Genomic DNA, 15,515 nt, shown 5'->3' on the forward strand with positions numbered 1-15,515 from the left:
GGAGGCATAACATGCCACGAGGAAACGGAACAGGGCCGGTTGGTGCCGGCCCCATGACAGGAAAAGGCGTGGGATACTGCGCCGGCAACCATGCGCCGGGATGGCAAACATCCGGCGGCGGAGGAATGCAACGCGGATTGCGCCGAAACGGGAAGCCGCGCGGCTTTTTCCGCAACCATGCCCAGCATGCCGTCGCATCGGCCGATGCCATGCTGTTGCAGGAAGGGATCGATGCCCTGCACGCAAAGCTTGCATCGCTCGAACAACAACTCGCCGGACTCGGCGGACAACAGGAAGACTGAAATGAAAATCGCCATTACCACCGCCGGGGACAATCTGGACGCCGCGGTCGACACCCGATTCGGGCGCGCACCGCAGTTCCTGATCTACCATTCCAAAACCGGCTCATTCACCATTAGGAAAAACACGCAGAACCTGAACGCCGCGCAAGGTGCGGGCATCCAGTCGGCCGTCAACCTGACCGATGAGCAAGTCGATTGCGTCATTACCGGAAACTGCGGCCCGAAGGCCTATGCCACGCTCGATGCCGCCGGGATCAAGGTTTACACCTGCTCCGGCACCACCGTTGGCGAGGCCATCGAAATGCTCAAGCGCAACGAGTTGAAGCCGTCCGCAGAAGCCAACGTGGAAGGTCATTGGGCGTAAGTAGCAAAAGCTACCGGTCAAAAGCCGAAAGTCCCAAGGTCTAGCGTCTGACCTTCGGCCTTCGGCTTTCCGACCTCCGACCACAAAACCATCATGCAAACCTACACCGAATGCATTCCCTGTTTTGTTCGCCAGGCGCACGACGCGTTGCGGCAGGTTGCAAAGGAAGACGAGGAGCTCGTGCTCCGTACGCTTCAGCGCGTATTGCGCGAAGCCGCCGAGTTTCCGCTTTCGAGCACGCCGCCCGCCATGGCCCAGGCCACCCATCGCATTATCCGCGAGGAATCGGGCAATCCCGATCCCTATGCGGAAATCAAGGCCGAATCCACCCGGTTGGCACTCGGGCTGGCCAGCGAGGCGCGCAAGGTGATTTCCTCCGCCATCGATCCGTTCAAGATGGCGGTGCGATTCTCCATTGCCGGCAACATCATGGATTTTGCGCTAATGGCCAACTGGGATAAACTCGACCTCGACAACTTTATTGAACAGACCCGCCTGCAGCCCGTTGACGATGAGGCGCTTGAAAAACTACGGAACGCCGTGCGCCAAGCGCGTTCGATCCTGGTTCTGGGCGACAATGCCGGGGAGGCGGTCTTCGACAAGCTGTTGATCGAGCACCTTGGCGGTGCAGACATGTTCTATGCGGTCAAAGGTTCGCCGGTGATCAACGATGTCACGTTGGAGGATGCCAAAGCCTCCGGCCTTGATGAGGTTGCCACGCTGGTTGAAAACGGCTCCGATGCCCCGGGCACGATCCTCGAAGACTGCAACACCACATTCCGCGGACTGTTTCATGAAGTCGGGCTCGTGATTGCCAAGGGGCAGGCCAACTATGAAACACTGAGCCGTTGCCCCCGTCCGCTCTTTTTCTTGACGCAGGTCAAATGCCCGGTCATCGGAAGAGATCTCGACGAACCGGTCGGCACCTGGGTGGTGCGCGAACACAAAGGAACGAAACGATGAAAATTGCAATTGCATCCGGCAAAGGGGGAACGGGGAAAACCACCCTCTCCTGCGCTATGGCGCTCTCCGTGTCGGAGGAAGTGTTCCTGCTCGACTGCGATGTCGAGGAGCCGAACAGCCACTTCTTCATCCGCCCGACCATCGGGCGGACGGAAAAAACATACAGCCTCGTTCCCGAGGTCGATGCGGAAACGTGCACCGGCTGCGGGGAGTGCGGGCGTGTTTGCCAGTTCAGCGCCATTGTGTCGCTCGGGAAAAAAACCATGGTCTTCAACGAGCTGTGCCACAGCTGCGGCGCCTGCAGCCGCATCTGCCCCTCCGGGGCCATCCGGGAGACCCCGAAGAAGACCGGGCTGCTGACCATTGGGCGGAGAGACCACATCACGTTTGTATCCGGTCGTCTCGATGTTGGCCAGGCCATGTCGCCGCCGGTCATCCGCGAGACCTTGAAACACGCAAGCAAGGACGGACTGACCATCGTGGATTGCCCTCCCGGCACCTCGTGCCCGTTCGTGACGGCGGTCAAGGGGTGCGATGCCGTGCTGCTTGTCACGGAGCCGACGCCTTTCGGCCTGCACGACTTGAAGCTCGCCGTCGAGACGATCCGCGAGCTGGGCATCCCGTTCGCGGTGGTCGTCAACCGCTCAAACGGCGAGCGCAACCGCATCAGTGAATATTGCGAGATGGAAGGCATTGAGCTTCTGCTGCAGATTCCCGAAGACCGCCGCGTCGCCGAGGCCTATTCCCGCGGCGCCGCCCTCACCACCGCCCTGCCCGAACTAAAGGAAACCATTGCTTCGCTTCCGGAAAAAATGAAGGCTCTTGCATGAAAGAACTCGTGATCATCAGCGGGAAGGGTGGTACGGGGAAGACGAGCATCACCGCCTCGTTCGCGGCTTTGGCCGAGTTTGCCGTGCTGGCCGACTGCGATGTCGATGCCGCCGACCTGCATCTTGTCCTGAGCCCCAACATTCAAACCAGCACGACCTTCACCAGCGGCCACGCCGCCGAAATCCGCGCGGCCGACTGTACGCAGTGCGGTCTATGCGAAGAGCTCTGCCGTTTCGATGCCATCCGTAATTTCCAGGTCGATCCGTTGAGCTGCGAAGGGTGCGGGGCCTGCGTCGAATTCTGCCCGGTCAAGGCGATCGACTTTCCGGAGCAGGATTGCGGCGAATGGCATGTTTCGGCCACGCGCAACGGCGAGATGGTGCATGCGCGCATGCATCCCGGCGCGGAAAACTCCGGCAAGCTCGTCAGCCTCGTCCGGCAGGAGGCGCGCAAGATCGCCATCCGGCAAAACAGCGCATTTCTTCTGGTGGACGGCCCGCCCGGCATCGGTTGCCCGGTGATCGCCTCCATTACGGGCGCCGATGCCGTGCTGGTTGTCTCGGAGCCGACGCTCTCCGGCGAGCACGACCTGAAGCGCGTGCTGGAGCTGGCCAACCATTTCAAGATTCCGGCGATGGTCTGCATCAACAAGTGGGACATCAACGCAGTGATGACGCAGCGGATCGAGCAAACCGCCCGGGAACTGGGGGCGACGCCCGTCGGGCGCATTCCATATGACCCGGCGGTGACCACCGCGCAGATCAACGCCCGGGCGTTGGTCGAGGATTCCGACGGCGAGGCCGCCCGGGCCGTTCGCGAAACCTGGAGCACCGTATGTTCGACGATATGATGGCTGCCATCGAAGAGCGCGCGAAATATTTTGGCCCGATGCGGGATGCCAATGCCTATGCCAAGGTGCATGGCGAGTGCAACGACACGGCGGAGGTCTGGCTGCGCATCGACGGGGGGCGGGTCCGGAAGGGTTCGTTCATGACCGACGGATGCGGCTATTCCAAGCATTGCTGCGCGACCGCCGTCAAACTGGCCGAGGGCATGAAAACGGAGGACGCCGCGGCCATGACGCAGGAGCAAGTGCTCGAAGCCACCGGCCCGCTGCCGGAAGACCACCGGCATTGCGCCCTGCTCGCGGCCAACACGGTTCGGCAAGCCATCGACAACTTCCAAAACGCAACCCCGAAGGTTCCGTTGAGCGAACGGCTGAAACAACTTTTGGACAAGGAGCGTGGCCATGCCTGAAAACGAACACCGCAACTGCCTGCTCTGCGGCGATCTTAATCCGCGGTCGCTCGGCCTCCGGTTCGAGCCCCATGGAGACGATGGCGTTCGTGCGGAATTCCAGGGGCACGAGGATTTGCAGGGCTACGACGGTATCCTGCACGGCGGAATCATTGCCTCGTTGCTGGATTCGGCCATGACCCACTGCCTGTTCCACCGCAAGGTGCGGGCGGTGACCGGTGACCTTCAAATCCGCTACAAGCACTCCATCCCCTGCAACTCAACGGTCGATGTGCAGGCCAAGCTGGTGGAGAGCCACCCTCCGCTCCACCGCCTCAAGGCCCGAATCCTGATGGGCCGCAAAACCATGGCGCGGGGCGAGGCGCGATTCATGGAAATCGACAAGAAAGCAGCGCCATGACTACCGTCCTGAAAATCATCGTCGATAACCATGCGGCAAAGGGCCTGGCCGCTGAGCATGGGCTTTCCATGCTGATCGAATCCGGTGGCAGGAGAATCCTTTTCGATGCCGGCCAGGGGGATGCGCTGGAAAACAATTCGAGGCAGCTGGGGCTCGACCTCAAACACATCGATGCCCTGGTGCTGAGCCACGGCCACTACGACCATACCGGGGCCGTCGATTTCGTGATGCAGGAGAATCCGGAAGTGCAGGTCTACGCGCACCCGGCCATCTTTAGCGAACGCTACAGCATTTATCCGGGCAAGGATGCCAAGGATATCTCGATGCCTTCGGAAGAGCGGCTCATTGTGGGCAACCTGCCCGATTCGCAGCTCAACTGGGTCAAGGCACCGACGCAAATCGCCCCCGGCGTCTGGCTGACTGGCCCCATTCCGCGCCTGCATCCGCTCGAAGACACCGGCGGCCCCTTCTTCGAGGATCCTGAAGGGCAAATCCCCGACCCAATCGCCGACGACATGGCCATGTGGATCGAAACCAAAGCAGGCCTGGTGGTCGTTTGCGGGTGTTGCCATTCGGGAATCATCAACACGCTCGGCCATATCCTCGCCGCGAGTGGCTCAAGCCGGATCCGGGGCATCATCGGCGGGCTTCACCTGCGAAACTCTTCCGACGAGCGGTTGCATGCCACCGTTGATGTGCTCCGTGCGTATGCGCCCGAATTCATGGTGCCGTGCCACTGCACCGGCACCCTCGCCACCGATTTTTTCAAGCAAAACCTAAAAACCGAAATACACCCCGGCTACGCCGGATTTGAACTTAAGACAGGAGAACCATCATGAGCGAATGTGCAGCCCACCCCCCGGTGAATCCGGAAGAGGACCAGAAAAAAATCAATGCGCGGATGGCGCAGGTGAAACATAAGATATGCGTACTGTCCGGCAAGGGCGGCGTTGGCAAGAGCACCGTGGCCGTCAACCTCGCTACGGCACTGGCGGATGCAGGGAAGCAGGTTGGTCTGTTGGATATCGATATCCACGGCCCGAGCGTCCCGACCATGCTCGGCCTCGGCACCACCCCGCTGGTTTCGAATGCGGATTCGGTCGATCCGATCCATGTCGGCAACCTGAAGGTGATGTCGGTCGGCTTCCTTTCCCAGAACGAAGACGAAGCGTTCATCTGGCGCGGCCCGATGAAGATGGGCGTCATCAAGCAGTTCCTCGGCGACGTTGAATGGGGCGAACTGGACTACCTGATCGTCGACTGCCCTCCCGGCACGGGCGACGAACCGCTTTCGATCTGCCAGTTGATCGAAGAGCCCGACGGCGCGGTGATTGTGACCACCCCGCAGCAGGTGGCGACGGTTGACGTTCGGAAATCCCTGACCTTCTGCAACAAGCTATCGATGCCGGTGCTGGGCATTGTGGAAAACATGAGCGGCTTCGCCTGCCCGAAATGCGGCGAGGTGGTGGAGATCTTCAACACCGGCGGCGGCGAAAAGATGGCCGCCGACTTCCGCGTCCCGTTCCTCGGCAAGCTGCCGATCGATCCCGCCATTGGCAAGGCGTGCGATGCCGGCCTGCCCTTCATCCAGAGCCACGCCGCCACCGAAACCGCGCACATGCTGCGCGAGATCATCAGACCCTTTCTTGAAACCGATAAACCCCAACCCAAGGAAACCGAAACCATGAAAATCGCCATCCCAACCGCCGACGGAAAGTTAAACCTGCACTTTGGCCACTGCGCTGCATTCACCCTGCTGGACATCGATCCAGGTAGCAAAACCATCACCGCCTCCACCGAAATCGAGGCCCCGCCGCATGAACCGGGCCTGCTTCCGCCCTGGCTCGCGGAACGCGGCGTGAACCTGATTATCGCCGGGGGCATGGGCCAACGGGCGCAATCGCTGTTCACCGCGCAGAATATCGAGGTCATCGTCGGAGCCCCGTCCGAAACCCCGGAAACACTGGTGAAGGCCTACATGGCCGGTGCGCTCGAAACCGGCACCAATGCCTGCGACCACTAGGCCGCTATTTTTTACAGACCCTTGAAAAATCTTATGGGTCGACCTAGGCAGGATTGTCCAAACGCCCATTATTTGGGCGTTTCTTTGCTGTTTCCAGTCCAGAACGGCGTTAGGATTATCGCTCCTACTAAAAAGGCACTATTATGCATGAAGATATTGTGAAAATGAACGAGCGCTACCAGGCGGAGAGCGAAGTGCTCCAGCAGGTGCGCGACGAAGTGGCCAAGGTGATCATCGGCCAGGAAGACCTGATCGAGGCGCTGCTGCTCGCGCTGCTCTGCAACGGGCACGTGCTGATTGAAGGGATTCCCGGCTTGGCCAAGACGCTGGCCGTCACAACGCTCTCGCAGACGTTGCATGCCGGGTTCAACCGCATCCAGTTCACGCCCGACCTGCTGCCCGGCGACTTGATCGGCACCATGATGTACAACCCCAAGACCAACGAGTTCACTCCGCACATGGGGCCGATCTTCGCCAACATTATCCTCGCCGACGAAATCAACCGCTCGCCGGCCAAGGTGCAGAGCGCGCTGCTCGAAGCCATGCAGGAGCACCAGGTTTCCATCGGCGACACGACCTACAAGCTCGACGAACCGTTCCTGGTGCTGGCCACCCAGAACCCGGTCGAGCAGGAGGGCACCTATCACCTGCCCGAAGCGCAGGTCGACCGCTTCATGTTCAAGCTCGACGTCGTATACCCCACCAAGGAAGAGGAGCACCGCATCCTCAAGCGCATGGGCAAGACCAAGGTCGATCTCGGCGTCAACGCCGTGATGGAAGTGGCCGACATCAACCGTCTCCGCGCCATGGTGGACGATGTCTTCATGGACGAAAAGCTCGAGCACTACATCCTCGATCTCGTCCAGGCCACCCGCGATCCCAAGCGCTTCGGGCTCGATTGCGCCGATATGATCCGCTACGGCGCCTCGCCGCGCGCCACCATCTTCCTTTCCGTTGCCGCGCGCGGCCGCGCCATGCTCAACGGCCGCGGCTACGTGGTCCCGCAGGACGTCAAGGACGTTGCCCTCGACGTGCTCCGCCACCGCGTGCTGCTCACCTACGAAGCCGCCGCCGAGGAGAAGAGTTCGGAGGATATCCTGAAGCAGATCCTCGACACCGTCGAAGTCCCCTAGGAATGAAGAATTCTTAATTTCGATGCCCGATCCCAAGTCACAGAATCTCCTGAAAAAGGTCCGCGAAATCCAGATCGTCAGCCGCAAGGTGGTGAACGAGCTGCTGGGCGGGGAATATAAGAGCGCCTTCAAGGGGCGCGGCATGGAGTTCGACGAAGTGCGCGAATACATGCCCGGCGACGAGGTGCGGACGATCGACTGGAACGTGACCGCCCGCACCGGCAAGCCGTTCGTCAAGCGCTTCATCGAAGAACGCGAACAGGCGCTCTTTTTCCTGGTCGACATGTCGGCATCGGGTTCGTTCGGTTCAACCCCCAAATCGAAGAACGAAATCGCCGCCGAGTTGTGCGGGCTGCTGGCGTTTTCCGCCATCAAGAACAACGACAAGGTGGGGCTGATCATCTTCACCGACGAGATCGAACTGTTTGTTCCGCCCGACAAGGGGCAGCTGCACGTGCTGCACCTGATCCGCGAAATCCTCAGCTTCGAGCCCAAGCGAAAGGGAACCTGCATTGCCTGCGCGCTCGACTATCTCGGCAAGATGGTTAAAAAGAAGTGCGTGACATTCTTGATTTCAGATTTCCAGGACGCGGATTACGACAAGCAGCTCAAGCTTGCCGCCCTCCACTACGACCTGGTGGCCATCACCATCACCGATCCGCGCGAGCTGGAGCTGCCCAACGCCGGACTGGTGGAACTGACCGACGCCGAAACCGGCGAGCAGATCCTGGTCGATACCGCCAGCAGCACCGCCCGTAAAAAATTCAACGTGGCGGCCCGCGCGCGCCATCTCGAAATCAAGGATTCGCTCACGCGGCTCAACATCGACCAGATCGACGTGCAGACCAACCAGGACTACATGCGCAGTCTCATCCGCTTTTTCCAGACCCGCGACCGGAGGCAGACGCTGTGACGTTTTGGAAGGTCAAAGGTCGGACGGTCGAAGGTCGAAGGTCGGCGAAGGGGTCGGCCCTATATTTTAATGTTTTATGGCTGATGGCTTTGTTCCTGTTGGCGGGTTGCAAGGAGGAGGCGGTTCGGCAGGAATTCTCGGAGCCGGTCTATTCGGCGCAATACCGCCAGGCCTCGACCACCGTGATTGTTTCGTTGAGCGCGACGAATATTGCGAGCTCCGGGCAAATCCGGATGATGATCGATGTGCATGCGCCGGAGGGATCCGACGTGGTGGTTCCCGAGCTCGGCGGCCTGGTTGTACCGTTTAGCGTGGGCGATGGCTATTCCGAACCTGTCCAGTTCCTGCCGAATGGAAAGTTGCTGCACCGCCGGGTCTGGATACTGCTGCCCGGATTGCCCGGCGAGACGGTTTTCCAACCGGTCGAAATCCAGGTGGGAAGCGACGCGGTGAAAACCAAGGCGGTCAATGTTTCGGTTTCCTCGCTGCTGCCGGCGGGGATCGAAAAGCCGGAGATCAAGGATATCGTCGCGCCGGTGGAATTGTTGCCGGAGGAAAAGAAGCGGCAGCAGATTAAATATATCCTGCTTGCGTTTTCGGGAAGCGTGGCGTTTCTGGCGCTGGTTCTGCACTGGATGAGCCGTCCGAAAAGGAGGGTTGTTCTGGCACCCGACGAGGCGGCGCTGCAGGCGCTTGGCACGCTACCAGAGGATGCGCTCGCGCGGATCGACGAAACCCGGCGCATCCTAATCGAATACCTTGAACGCCAGTTCGAGATTCGGACCGCCGGGAAAACCACCGGTGAAATCATTCGCAACATTCCAAAATACCCCTTGCTCGGACGCCGCATCAGGCTGGTCAACGAGCTGACCACCAACGACCTCATCCGTTTTTCGAACCGGATTCCGGAGCGATATACGGAGGAGTTCGCGGACTATGTGCGCTGGTTCGTTGAGGAAACAACGGAGGCCTTGTGCGAATAGCACTACCATGGGCGTTGCTGTTCCTGTTGCCGGTTCTGAAAATGATAATCGATCATTTCCGGAAATCCGGGGGGGAGGGCGTGCAGTTTTCTTCGCTCTCCTCGTTCAAGAAGGTTCCGCAAACCACCCGACAGCGGTTCATGCCGCTGCTCTTCTGGCTACAGGTACTGGCCCTGGTGCTGCTCACGTTTGCCTGCGCCAAGCCGCAGGTGAAGGACATGACCCAGGGCATCCCCAAGGAGGGGGTCGCGATCGAGATGGTGGTGGACATTTCGAGCTCTATGGATATCTCGATGCCTTTCCAGGACACCACCATGAGCCGCATGGAAGTCACCAAGAAGGTCGTGGAGCAATTCGCCTCCGAGCGCCCGAACGACCTGCTCGGCCTCATCACCTTCGCGCGCTACGCCGACACCGTCTGTCCATTGACGCTCAGCCACGATTCGCTGCTCTACTTCATCCAAGACCTTGAAATCGAATCGCGCCCGAACGAGGATGGCACCGCCTTCGGCGACGCGGTCACGCTGGCCGCCGCGCGCCTGAAAACCGCGGAGGAGCGCTATGTTGCCGAAGCGAACGAGGAGGCCGGCTACGAGATCAAGAGCAAGGTGATCATCCTGCTGACCGACGGCAACAACAACTGCGGCCGACACTTGCCGATGGAGGGCGCGGCGCTGGCCGAACACTGGGGCATCCGCCTGCATACGATCGCCATCACCGATCCTCCGGAAATGAAAACCATCCAGACGCCGGAAGGCCCGGTGCAAATCGAGGAGGAGCCGCTGGTGCAGGAGCGCATCCTGGAAAAGATGGCCGAAACCACCGGCGGCATCTACCGCCGCGCCACCGACGAAGCCTCGCTGCGCGATGTCTATGAAGAGATCAACGCCATGGAAACCTCCGAGATCGAGTCGGACTGCTACCATACCTATAAGGACGTGTTCCAGCCCTTCGCCGCATTGGGGCTCTTGCTGCTGGTCGGACACTCCGTGCTGACCACCACGTGGTTGAGGAGGATTCCATGAGTGCGTATTGCATATTACGTATTTCGTATTGCTTGCAGGGAACGGAAGCAACCGAAGTCCCACGCACTTGCAATACGCAATACGCAATACGGAATAGCAAGGAGGTTTCCTCCTAATGCCGATCTATTTCTATAATCCCAACGTGCTGCTTTGGCTTTGGTTGGTTCCGGCCGCGGCCGGGCTGTTCATCTATGCCGCGGTGAAGCGGAAGCAGGCCATCCGGGCCTTCGGCGCGGGCGCCCTGTTCATTAGCCGCAAGCGCGAGGCGGCGGGCAGCTGCCTGGCCATCGCCTTGGTGGTGTTCGCGCTCGCCCAACCCGCCTGGAACCTGCAGGAGCAGGAACTGCAGGAGAGCGGGCGCGATGTGGTTTTCCTGCTCGACGTTTCGCGCAGCATGCTGGCCGAAGACATGCACCCCAACCGGCTGGAAAATGCCAAGACCGCCATCCTTGATTGTGTCGAAGGGTTGTCGGGCGACCGCGTGGGGCTGGTGCTGTTCGCCGGATCGGCCGAAATCCGCTGCCCGTTGACGGTGGACTACGACTATTTCCGCATGGCGCTGCGGCAGGCCTCGCCCAACAGCGTTTCGGCGGGCGGCACGATGATCGGGCACGCCGTGGAACGCACGCTCGAAAAGCTGCTCGATCCGGAGAAGGCCGGCATGCAGGATTTGATTTTGATTACCGACGGGGAAGACCTGGTGGATGGCCCCGATGAGGTTGAGGCGGTCAAGAAGCTGGAGGAGGCCGGCGTGCGGCTCATTGCCATCGGCATTGGCGACCGTTCGCGCGGTAGCCGCATTGCGCTGGAGGACGAAGAGAGCGGCACCCGGTCCTATATGAAGCACGGCAAGACCGAGGTCTGGACCAAGCTGCACTCGGAGACCCTCCGCCAAATGACCGCCGCCGTTGCGGACGGCATCTATTTCGATGTGGCCAACGGCCCGTTCGACCTGGCGCGCATCTACCGCCAGATCATGGAGCACGCCCAGCTCTCCTCCACCGATTCCCAGGTAATGGAACGCTACGAGGAACAGTTCCACCTCTTTCTCGGGTCCGCCGTCATCGTTCTACTCGCCTCGAACCGATGGAGGAAAAAACGATGAGGGTCAAAGGTCGAAAGGTCGAAAGTCGAAGGTCACCCCGACCGTTCGTGCGGCGGCCCGGGAGGAACCGGGCCCTCCAACTTTTCTTGCTACTCGTTGCCGCAACAGCCAACGCCAACCCGGCGAAGCTGTTCACGGCGGGGAACGCGGCGCTGGCGGAGAGCCGGTTCGAAGATGCAATCAACGCCTATCAAGAGGCGCTGGCCGAGGCGCCAGAGTCGGCCGAGATTGTGTTCAACCTCGGCACGGCGCAGTATCGGGCGGGAACGTTCGAGGAGGCGGTGGTGTCGTTCGAATATGCCGCATCGATGGCGGAAACCGACGCGATGCGCAGCCAGTGCTGGTATAACATCGGCAACTGCATGGTGAAGACCGGCGAGGGCCTGCGCGAGATGGACCCGCATGCCATGGTGGGCTATTGCCAGCAGGCGGCGTGGTTCTACCGCATGGCGCTGGGCTACGACATCAACTTTGAAAACGCGGCCTACAACCTGGAGATCTCCCAGCTGATTGCGGCGGAGATCGAGGAGGAGATCCGCGAGCAGGAAGAGAAGGAACAGCAGGAAAACGAGCTGATCACCTACATCCGCGAAAAACTGCAGGAGTTCATCGGGCGCCAAACGCAATTGCTTGAAACCCAGGATACCGGCGAACCGCAAACGCGTCTCGCAGCGGAGACGCGCGAGCTGGCGAAGGTGATGGAGGCTTCCGGCCTGCATGCGGACATCCCGATGCCGGATGGAGCAACGGTGCCGGGGCCGCTGAAGGAAACCTGGGAACATACGCTCAAGGCGGCGGGCGCCATGGCCCTGCCGGACCAGCCGACGGCGTTGGCCGAGCTGGTTGCCGCGCTCGGCGCCGCACCCGAAGACCCGAACCAGCAGGACGGCGAATCGGATGAGGAGGGCGAGGACTACGAAGACTACGACATGGAGTATGAGGAGTCGGACGAGGATGCGGACATGTATGAGGAGGCCGACCCGTTCGGCGACTTCTCGGAATACGAGGAAATCCGCGGCGTGCCGCCCCCGAACCAGACCGAGATGGACATCCTTGCGGAGGAAGTGCGCAACCAGGAACGGCGCAAGGAAAAGAAGGCCGGCGAATACAAAGCGGTCGAGAAGGATTGGTAAAATGAAGCAGAGGAAACGACGGATTGATTGCCACAAGAGAACGCAAAGACCGCAGAGCCTTTACATGCTGCTCTTTGGTGTTTTCTGTGCTCTTTCGTGGCCAACCAAAGCGGGGGCGGAAACCAATTCCTATGCCCAGGCAACGGCGACGGAAACGAACGTTTTCCTGGGGCAGGTATTCAACCTGGATGTGATCGTGAAGGCCGGGGAAAAGCCGGATGCGCCGGATGTGGGGAGCATCGCCGATTTCAATGCAACCGTACTGGATGCCGGTAAACCCACCAGCACAACCAACACCTGGCTCTACCGCTTCGCCCTGCGCGCCAAGCGCGAGGGCGAGCTCTCGGTTCCGGCGCTGCGCTTTGGCAGCGTTTATACGAAGCCTGTCGGCATTAGGGCCAACAAACCCGAAGCCACCGACCGGATGAGGCTTGAGCAACAACTCTCGGCCAAGGCCGTCTATGTGGGTGAACCGGTCCTGCTGACCACCACCTGGGACAGCACCTACCAGTTCGGAGCGATCAAGGCGGTGGATTTCCACTTCCCGATTCTGAACGACAAACGGTTCCAGACGCTGGAGCTCCACGAACCGGACAAGGAAAAGCAGGCCAACGCCACCGGCCTCCCGGTGCACGGCACGCGCGTGCTGGCCACCCGCAACAGCTATCAGGCCGAGGGCGCGCAGCACCAGGCGCTTTCGTTCAGCAAGGTTTTGATTCCGAAGAAGAGCGGCACGATGGCCATTCCCCCGGCCACCCTGCTCTGCGCGGCGGAAAAGGAGAAGGATACGAACAATCCGAAAACACGCCGCTCGGCCTTCCAATATCCGGCCTACTTCGACAACACCTTCTTCGACCAGAACGTGACGGGCCAGAGCTGGACGCGGATCTTCACCGAATCGGAGCCGCTGGAGCTGGAGGTTAAGCCGTTGCCCGCCGAGGGGCGGCCCGACCTGTTCAACGGCATGGTCGGCGAGTATGGAATCGAGGTTGAGGCGGAACCGACTGACGTGCGCGTGGGTGAGCCGATTACCCTGACGATCAAGGTGACGGCCACCCACTTCATGGAGAACATTTTCCTGCAGCCGTTGCGCTACCAGCCCTACCTCGTTAACCGCTTCGAGATTCCGACCGACCGCTCCCTGCCGCAGCTCATTGGGAAATCGAAAATCTACACGCAGACCATCCGCCCGCTTTCCACCAGCAACACCGAAATCCCGCCGATTCAACTGGCCTACTTCAGCCCCGCTTCGAACGCCTACCTGACGGCGCAGTCCGCCACGATCCCGATCCGCGTTTCGCCCGCGGAGGAGATCGGCGTGTTTGGCCGGGGCAACTTCCAAAACCGGTTGCGTGCGGTGGAAGAGGGCATCCGGCACAACTATGAAAACCCGGACATGCTGAAGAGCAAGCGGCTCCCGCTGCTGGGCTGGGCGCATGCCTATGCCGTCCTGGGGATCCTCCTCCTGCCCCCGCTGCTCCTTGGCGGAGCATCGCTGGTTTCGTTGTTTGGCGAAAAGCGGCACCACATCCACCGTACGGCCAAGGCGGCCCGCGCCTACAAGGTGTTCCGGAAAAACGCGGCGCACATCCGCACCCACAAGATGAAAACCGAAATCTACGGGGATCTCGACCGGGTGTTGCGCGCCTATCTCGGCGACCGCCTGCACCTCAACCCCGGCGCGCTCTCCTTCCGCGATGCAGAGATGCGTTTGATGGATGCCGGCGCCGATATCCAAACGCTGGAAGAGCTTAAGAACCTGTTTGCCCTTTGCGAAGCCTATCGCTTCACCAACGAGTATGACGAGCAAGGCGATAGCAAGCAGATCATCCGCGAAGCAAACCGTATTGTTAAGACGGTTGAGAGGAATTTAAAATGATATTCGAAATTGGAAATTGGAAATTTGGAGAATAGTCATGATGCCGGTCTACGAACTCGATGTTTATCAGCTTTCAGAAAAACTATCCGACATGGTCTGGTTCGATTTCGACGGGTGGGCGCCCAAGGCACAGAAAACCATCGGCTATCAAGTGATCCGGTCTTCTGACAGCATTGCGGCCAATCTGGCGGAAGGCTATGGCAGGTACACGCCGGCAGACCGGAAAAAGTTCTACCGCTATTCCAGAGGTTCACTGGAAGAGACTAAGGCATGGCTGCGCAAAGCCACTCGGAGAACGGTCATCTCGAAAGAACGAGCAAACGAGTACAAGCCCATTATTGATGAACTTGGCCCAAAATTGAACGCATTCATAAAGAGTACAAAGTAGATGAAATCCAAATTTCCAATTTCCATTTTCAAATTTCTGGCGTTGCTGACTCTTGGATCTCAAACAGCTCTTGCAATCGATTATCGCCTAACCACCCTCGAAACGGCGCAAGGCATGTTCCGCTCGGCGACGAACTCGGCGATGTATGCCGAGGCGGCCCGGCAGTTTGATTTCCTGGTCCATGAGGAGGGCATCCGCAATGGGCACCTGTTCTACACCGTGGGCAATTGCTGGTTCATGGCGAACGATGTCGGCCGGGCGATCCTGAACTATCGGCGGGCGGAACAATACATGCCGAACCATGCAGACCTGAAGCACAACCTGATGTCGGCGCTGGAGCTGCGCACCGACCTGATTCCGGAAAAGGAACCGCACCCGCTCGCGGCCAACCTGCTGGGCTGGCACATCAACACCCCGACCACGCTGCGCTGGTGGCTGTTCGCGTTTTGCTGGCTGCTGTTCTGGGGGGCGTGGTTCTGGATGGAGCGCTCCACCAAAAAGGAAGCCCGCGTGACGGCACTGGCCACCGGCCTCCTTTCGGCCATCCTGCTGGCCTCGTTGTTGACGGAAACCTTCGTGGAACGCCGGGCCAAACCGGGCGTTGTGGTGGCGAAGGAAGTGCTGGCGCGAAAGGGCGACGGCAACATGTACGCCCCCGCCTTCCTGGAGCCCTTGCATTCAGGCACCGAGTTCAAGGTGGTTGAAGACCGCCAGAAATGGTGGCACATCCAACTGGCCGACGGACAAACCTGCTGGATTCCCGCCAACGCGGCGGAGACGGTCGCGCTGAAGTAGGCTGAAACGCTCCGCACGCGC

At 60.2% G+C, this 15,515-nt stretch carries 18 protein-coding genes; all 18 read left to right on the plus strand.

The window, feature by feature from the left end; translation table 11 throughout:
- Nucleotides 1–11 precede the first annotated feature (11 nt).
- The 18 genes from E9954_RS26565 (at nucleotide 12) to E9954_RS26650 (ending at nucleotide 15,494) form a co-directional block, all read left to right on the plus strand.
- Nucleotides 12–302 carry a DUF5320 domain-containing protein gene (locus E9954_RS26565; protein WP_136082331.1) on the plus strand — a complete coding sequence of 97 codons (291 nt, stop codon included), beginning with the start codon at nucleotides 12–14 and terminating at the stop codon, nucleotides 300–302.
- Nucleotide 303: 1 nt separating this feature from the next.
- The gene (locus E9954_RS26570; RefSeq protein WP_136082332.1) at nucleotides 304–666 is read left to right on the plus strand and encodes a NifB/NifX family molybdenum-iron cluster-binding protein; all 363 of its coding nucleotides are present in this window, start codon (nucleotides 304–306) and stop codon (nucleotides 664–666) included.
- 93 nt (nucleotides 667–759) lie between these two features.
- Nucleotides 760–1,629 (plus strand): damage-control phosphatase ARMT1 family protein, encoded by an 870-nt coding sequence (locus E9954_RS26575; protein WP_136082333.1) that lies wholly within the window; start codon nucleotides 760–762, stop codon nucleotides 1,627–1,629.
- Nucleotides 1,626–2,459 (plus strand): ATP-binding protein, encoded by an 834-nt coding sequence (locus tag E9954_RS26580; protein WP_136082334.1) that lies wholly within the window; start codon nucleotides 1,626–1,628, stop codon nucleotides 2,457–2,459. Before E9954_RS26575 ends, E9954_RS26580 begins: the two co-directional genes overlap by 4 nt.
- On the plus strand, nucleotides 2,456–3,310 hold the full coding sequence (locus tag E9954_RS26585; RefSeq protein WP_136082335.1) for an ATP-binding protein: 855 nt from the start codon (nucleotides 2,456–2,458) through the stop codon (nucleotides 3,308–3,310). The genes E9954_RS26580 and E9954_RS26585 overlap by 4 nt, the downstream gene beginning before the upstream one ends.
- Entirely contained in the window at nucleotides 3,295–3,717 is a 423-nt protein-coding gene (locus E9954_RS26590; RefSeq protein ID WP_136082336.1) for an iron-sulfur cluster assembly scaffold protein, read from the plus strand. Before E9954_RS26585 ends, E9954_RS26590 begins: the two co-directional genes overlap by 16 nt.
- Complete coding sequence (locus E9954_RS26595; RefSeq protein WP_136082337.1) at nucleotides 3,710–4,117, plus strand: PaaI family thioesterase; 408 nt, start codon at nucleotides 3,710–3,712, stop codon at nucleotides 4,115–4,117. Before E9954_RS26590 ends, E9954_RS26595 begins: the two co-directional genes overlap by 8 nt.
- Nucleotides 4,114–4,956 carry an MBL fold metallo-hydrolase gene (locus E9954_RS26600; RefSeq protein WP_136082338.1) on the plus strand — a complete coding sequence of 281 codons (843 nt, stop codon included), beginning with the start codon at nucleotides 4,114–4,116 and terminating at the stop codon, nucleotides 4,954–4,956. Before E9954_RS26595 ends, E9954_RS26600 begins: the two co-directional genes overlap by 4 nt.
- Entirely contained in the window at nucleotides 4,953–6,140 is a 1,188-nt protein-coding gene (locus E9954_RS26605) for an iron-sulfur cluster carrier protein MrpORP (protein ID WP_136082339.1), read from the plus strand. Before E9954_RS26600 ends, E9954_RS26605 begins: the two co-directional genes overlap by 4 nt.
- A 143-nt stretch (nucleotides 6,141–6,283) precedes the next feature.
- Nucleotides 6,284–7,273, plus strand: coding sequence for an AAA family ATPase (locus E9954_RS26610; protein ID WP_136082340.1), 990 nt, complete (start codon nucleotides 6,284–6,286; stop codon nucleotides 7,271–7,273).
- A 22-nt stretch (nucleotides 7,274–7,295) separates the two neighbouring features.
- Nucleotides 7,296–8,186 carry a DUF58 domain-containing protein gene (locus tag E9954_RS26615; protein WP_136082341.1) on the plus strand — a complete coding sequence of 297 codons (891 nt, stop codon included), beginning with the start codon at nucleotides 7,296–7,298 and terminating at the stop codon, nucleotides 8,184–8,186.
- Entirely contained in the window at nucleotides 8,183–9,169 is a 987-nt protein-coding gene (locus E9954_RS26620) for a hypothetical protein (RefSeq protein ID WP_136082342.1), read from the plus strand. The genes E9954_RS26615 and E9954_RS26620 overlap by 4 nt, the downstream gene beginning before the upstream one ends.
- Nucleotides 9,160–10,194 (plus strand): vWA domain-containing protein, encoded by a 1,035-nt coding sequence (locus E9954_RS26625; protein WP_136082343.1) that lies wholly within the window; start codon nucleotides 9,160–9,162, stop codon nucleotides 10,192–10,194. Before E9954_RS26620 ends, E9954_RS26625 begins: the two co-directional genes overlap by 10 nt.
- Nucleotides 10,195–10,309: 115 nt before the next feature.
- Nucleotides 10,310–11,299 (plus strand): vWA domain-containing protein, encoded by a 990-nt coding sequence (locus tag E9954_RS26630; protein ID WP_136082344.1) that lies wholly within the window; start codon nucleotides 10,310–10,312, stop codon nucleotides 11,297–11,299.
- Entirely contained in the window at nucleotides 11,296–12,432 is a 1,137-nt protein-coding gene (locus E9954_RS26635) for a tetratricopeptide repeat protein (protein ID WP_168442623.1), read from the plus strand. The genes E9954_RS26630 and E9954_RS26635 overlap by 4 nt, the downstream gene beginning before the upstream one ends.
- Nucleotide 12,433: 1 nt before the next feature.
- Entirely contained in the window at nucleotides 12,434–14,311 is a 1,878-nt protein-coding gene (locus E9954_RS26640) for a BatD family protein (protein ID WP_168442624.1), read from the plus strand.
- A gap of 37 nt (nucleotides 14,312–14,348) precedes the next feature.
- On the plus strand, nucleotides 14,349–14,699 hold the full coding sequence (locus E9954_RS26645; protein ID WP_136082347.1) for a four helix bundle protein: 351 nt from the start codon (nucleotides 14,349–14,351) through the stop codon (nucleotides 14,697–14,699).
- On the plus strand, nucleotides 14,700–15,494 hold the full coding sequence (locus E9954_RS26650) for an SH3 domain-containing protein (RefSeq protein WP_136082348.1): 795 nt from the start codon (nucleotides 14,700–14,702) through the stop codon (nucleotides 15,492–15,494).
- The last annotated feature ends 21 nt before the right edge of the window (nucleotides 15,495–15,515 follow it).

The organism is Pontiella desulfatans (assembly GCF_900890425.1).
GTDB classification, from domain to species: Bacteria; Verrucomicrobiota; Kiritimatiellia; order Kiritimatiellales; family Pontiellaceae; genus Pontiella; species Pontiella desulfatans.

Bases quoted from the DNA above. Each gene is read 5' to 3' on its own strand.
- E9954_RS26565 (WP_136082331.1), top strand. From the start codon at position 12: ATGCCACGAGGAAACGGAACAGGGCCGGTTGGTGCCGGCCCCATGACA.
- E9954_RS26570 (WP_136082332.1), top strand. From the start codon at position 304: ATGAAAATCGCCATTACCACCGCCGGGGACAATCTGGACGCCGCGGTC.
- E9954_RS26575 (WP_136082333.1), top strand. From the start codon at position 760: ATGCAAACCTACACCGAATGCATTCCCTGTTTTGTTCGCCAGGCGCAC.
- E9954_RS26580 (WP_136082334.1), top strand. From the start codon at position 1,626: ATGAAAATTGCAATTGCATCCGGCAAAGGGGGAACGGGGAAAACCACC.
- E9954_RS26585 (WP_136082335.1), top strand. From the start codon at position 2,456: ATGAAAGAACTCGTGATCATCAGCGGGAAGGGTGGTACGGGGAAGACG.
- E9954_RS26590 (WP_136082336.1), top strand. From the start codon at position 3,295: ATGTTCGACGATATGATGGCTGCCATCGAAGAGCGCGCGAAATATTTT.
- E9954_RS26595 (WP_136082337.1), top strand. From the start codon at position 3,710: ATGCCTGAAAACGAACACCGCAACTGCCTGCTCTGCGGCGATCTTAAT.
- E9954_RS26600 (WP_136082338.1), top strand. From the start codon at position 4,114: ATGACTACCGTCCTGAAAATCATCGTCGATAACCATGCGGCAAAGGGC.
- E9954_RS26605 (WP_136082339.1), top strand. From the start codon at position 4,953: ATGAGCGAATGTGCAGCCCACCCCCCGGTGAATCCGGAAGAGGACCAG.
- E9954_RS26610 (WP_136082340.1), top strand. From the start codon at position 6,284: ATGCATGAAGATATTGTGAAAATGAACGAGCGCTACCAGGCGGAGAGC.
- E9954_RS26615 (WP_136082341.1), top strand. From the start codon at position 7,296: ATGCCCGATCCCAAGTCACAGAATCTCCTGAAAAAGGTCCGCGAAATC.
- E9954_RS26630 (WP_136082344.1), top strand. From the start codon at position 10,310: ATGCCGATCTATTTCTATAATCCCAACGTGCTGCTTTGGCTTTGGTTG.
- E9954_RS26635 (WP_168442623.1), top strand. From the start codon at position 11,296: ATGAGGGTCAAAGGTCGAAAGGTCGAAAGTCGAAGGTCACCCCGACCG.
- E9954_RS26640 (WP_168442624.1), top strand. From the start codon at position 12,434: ATGAAGCAGAGGAAACGACGGATTGATTGCCACAAGAGAACGCAAAGA.
- E9954_RS26645 (WP_136082347.1), top strand. From the start codon at position 14,349: ATGATGCCGGTCTACGAACTCGATGTTTATCAGCTTTCAGAAAAACTA.
- E9954_RS26650 (WP_136082348.1), top strand. From the start codon at position 14,700: ATGAAATCCAAATTTCCAATTTCCATTTTCAAATTTCTGGCGTTGCTG.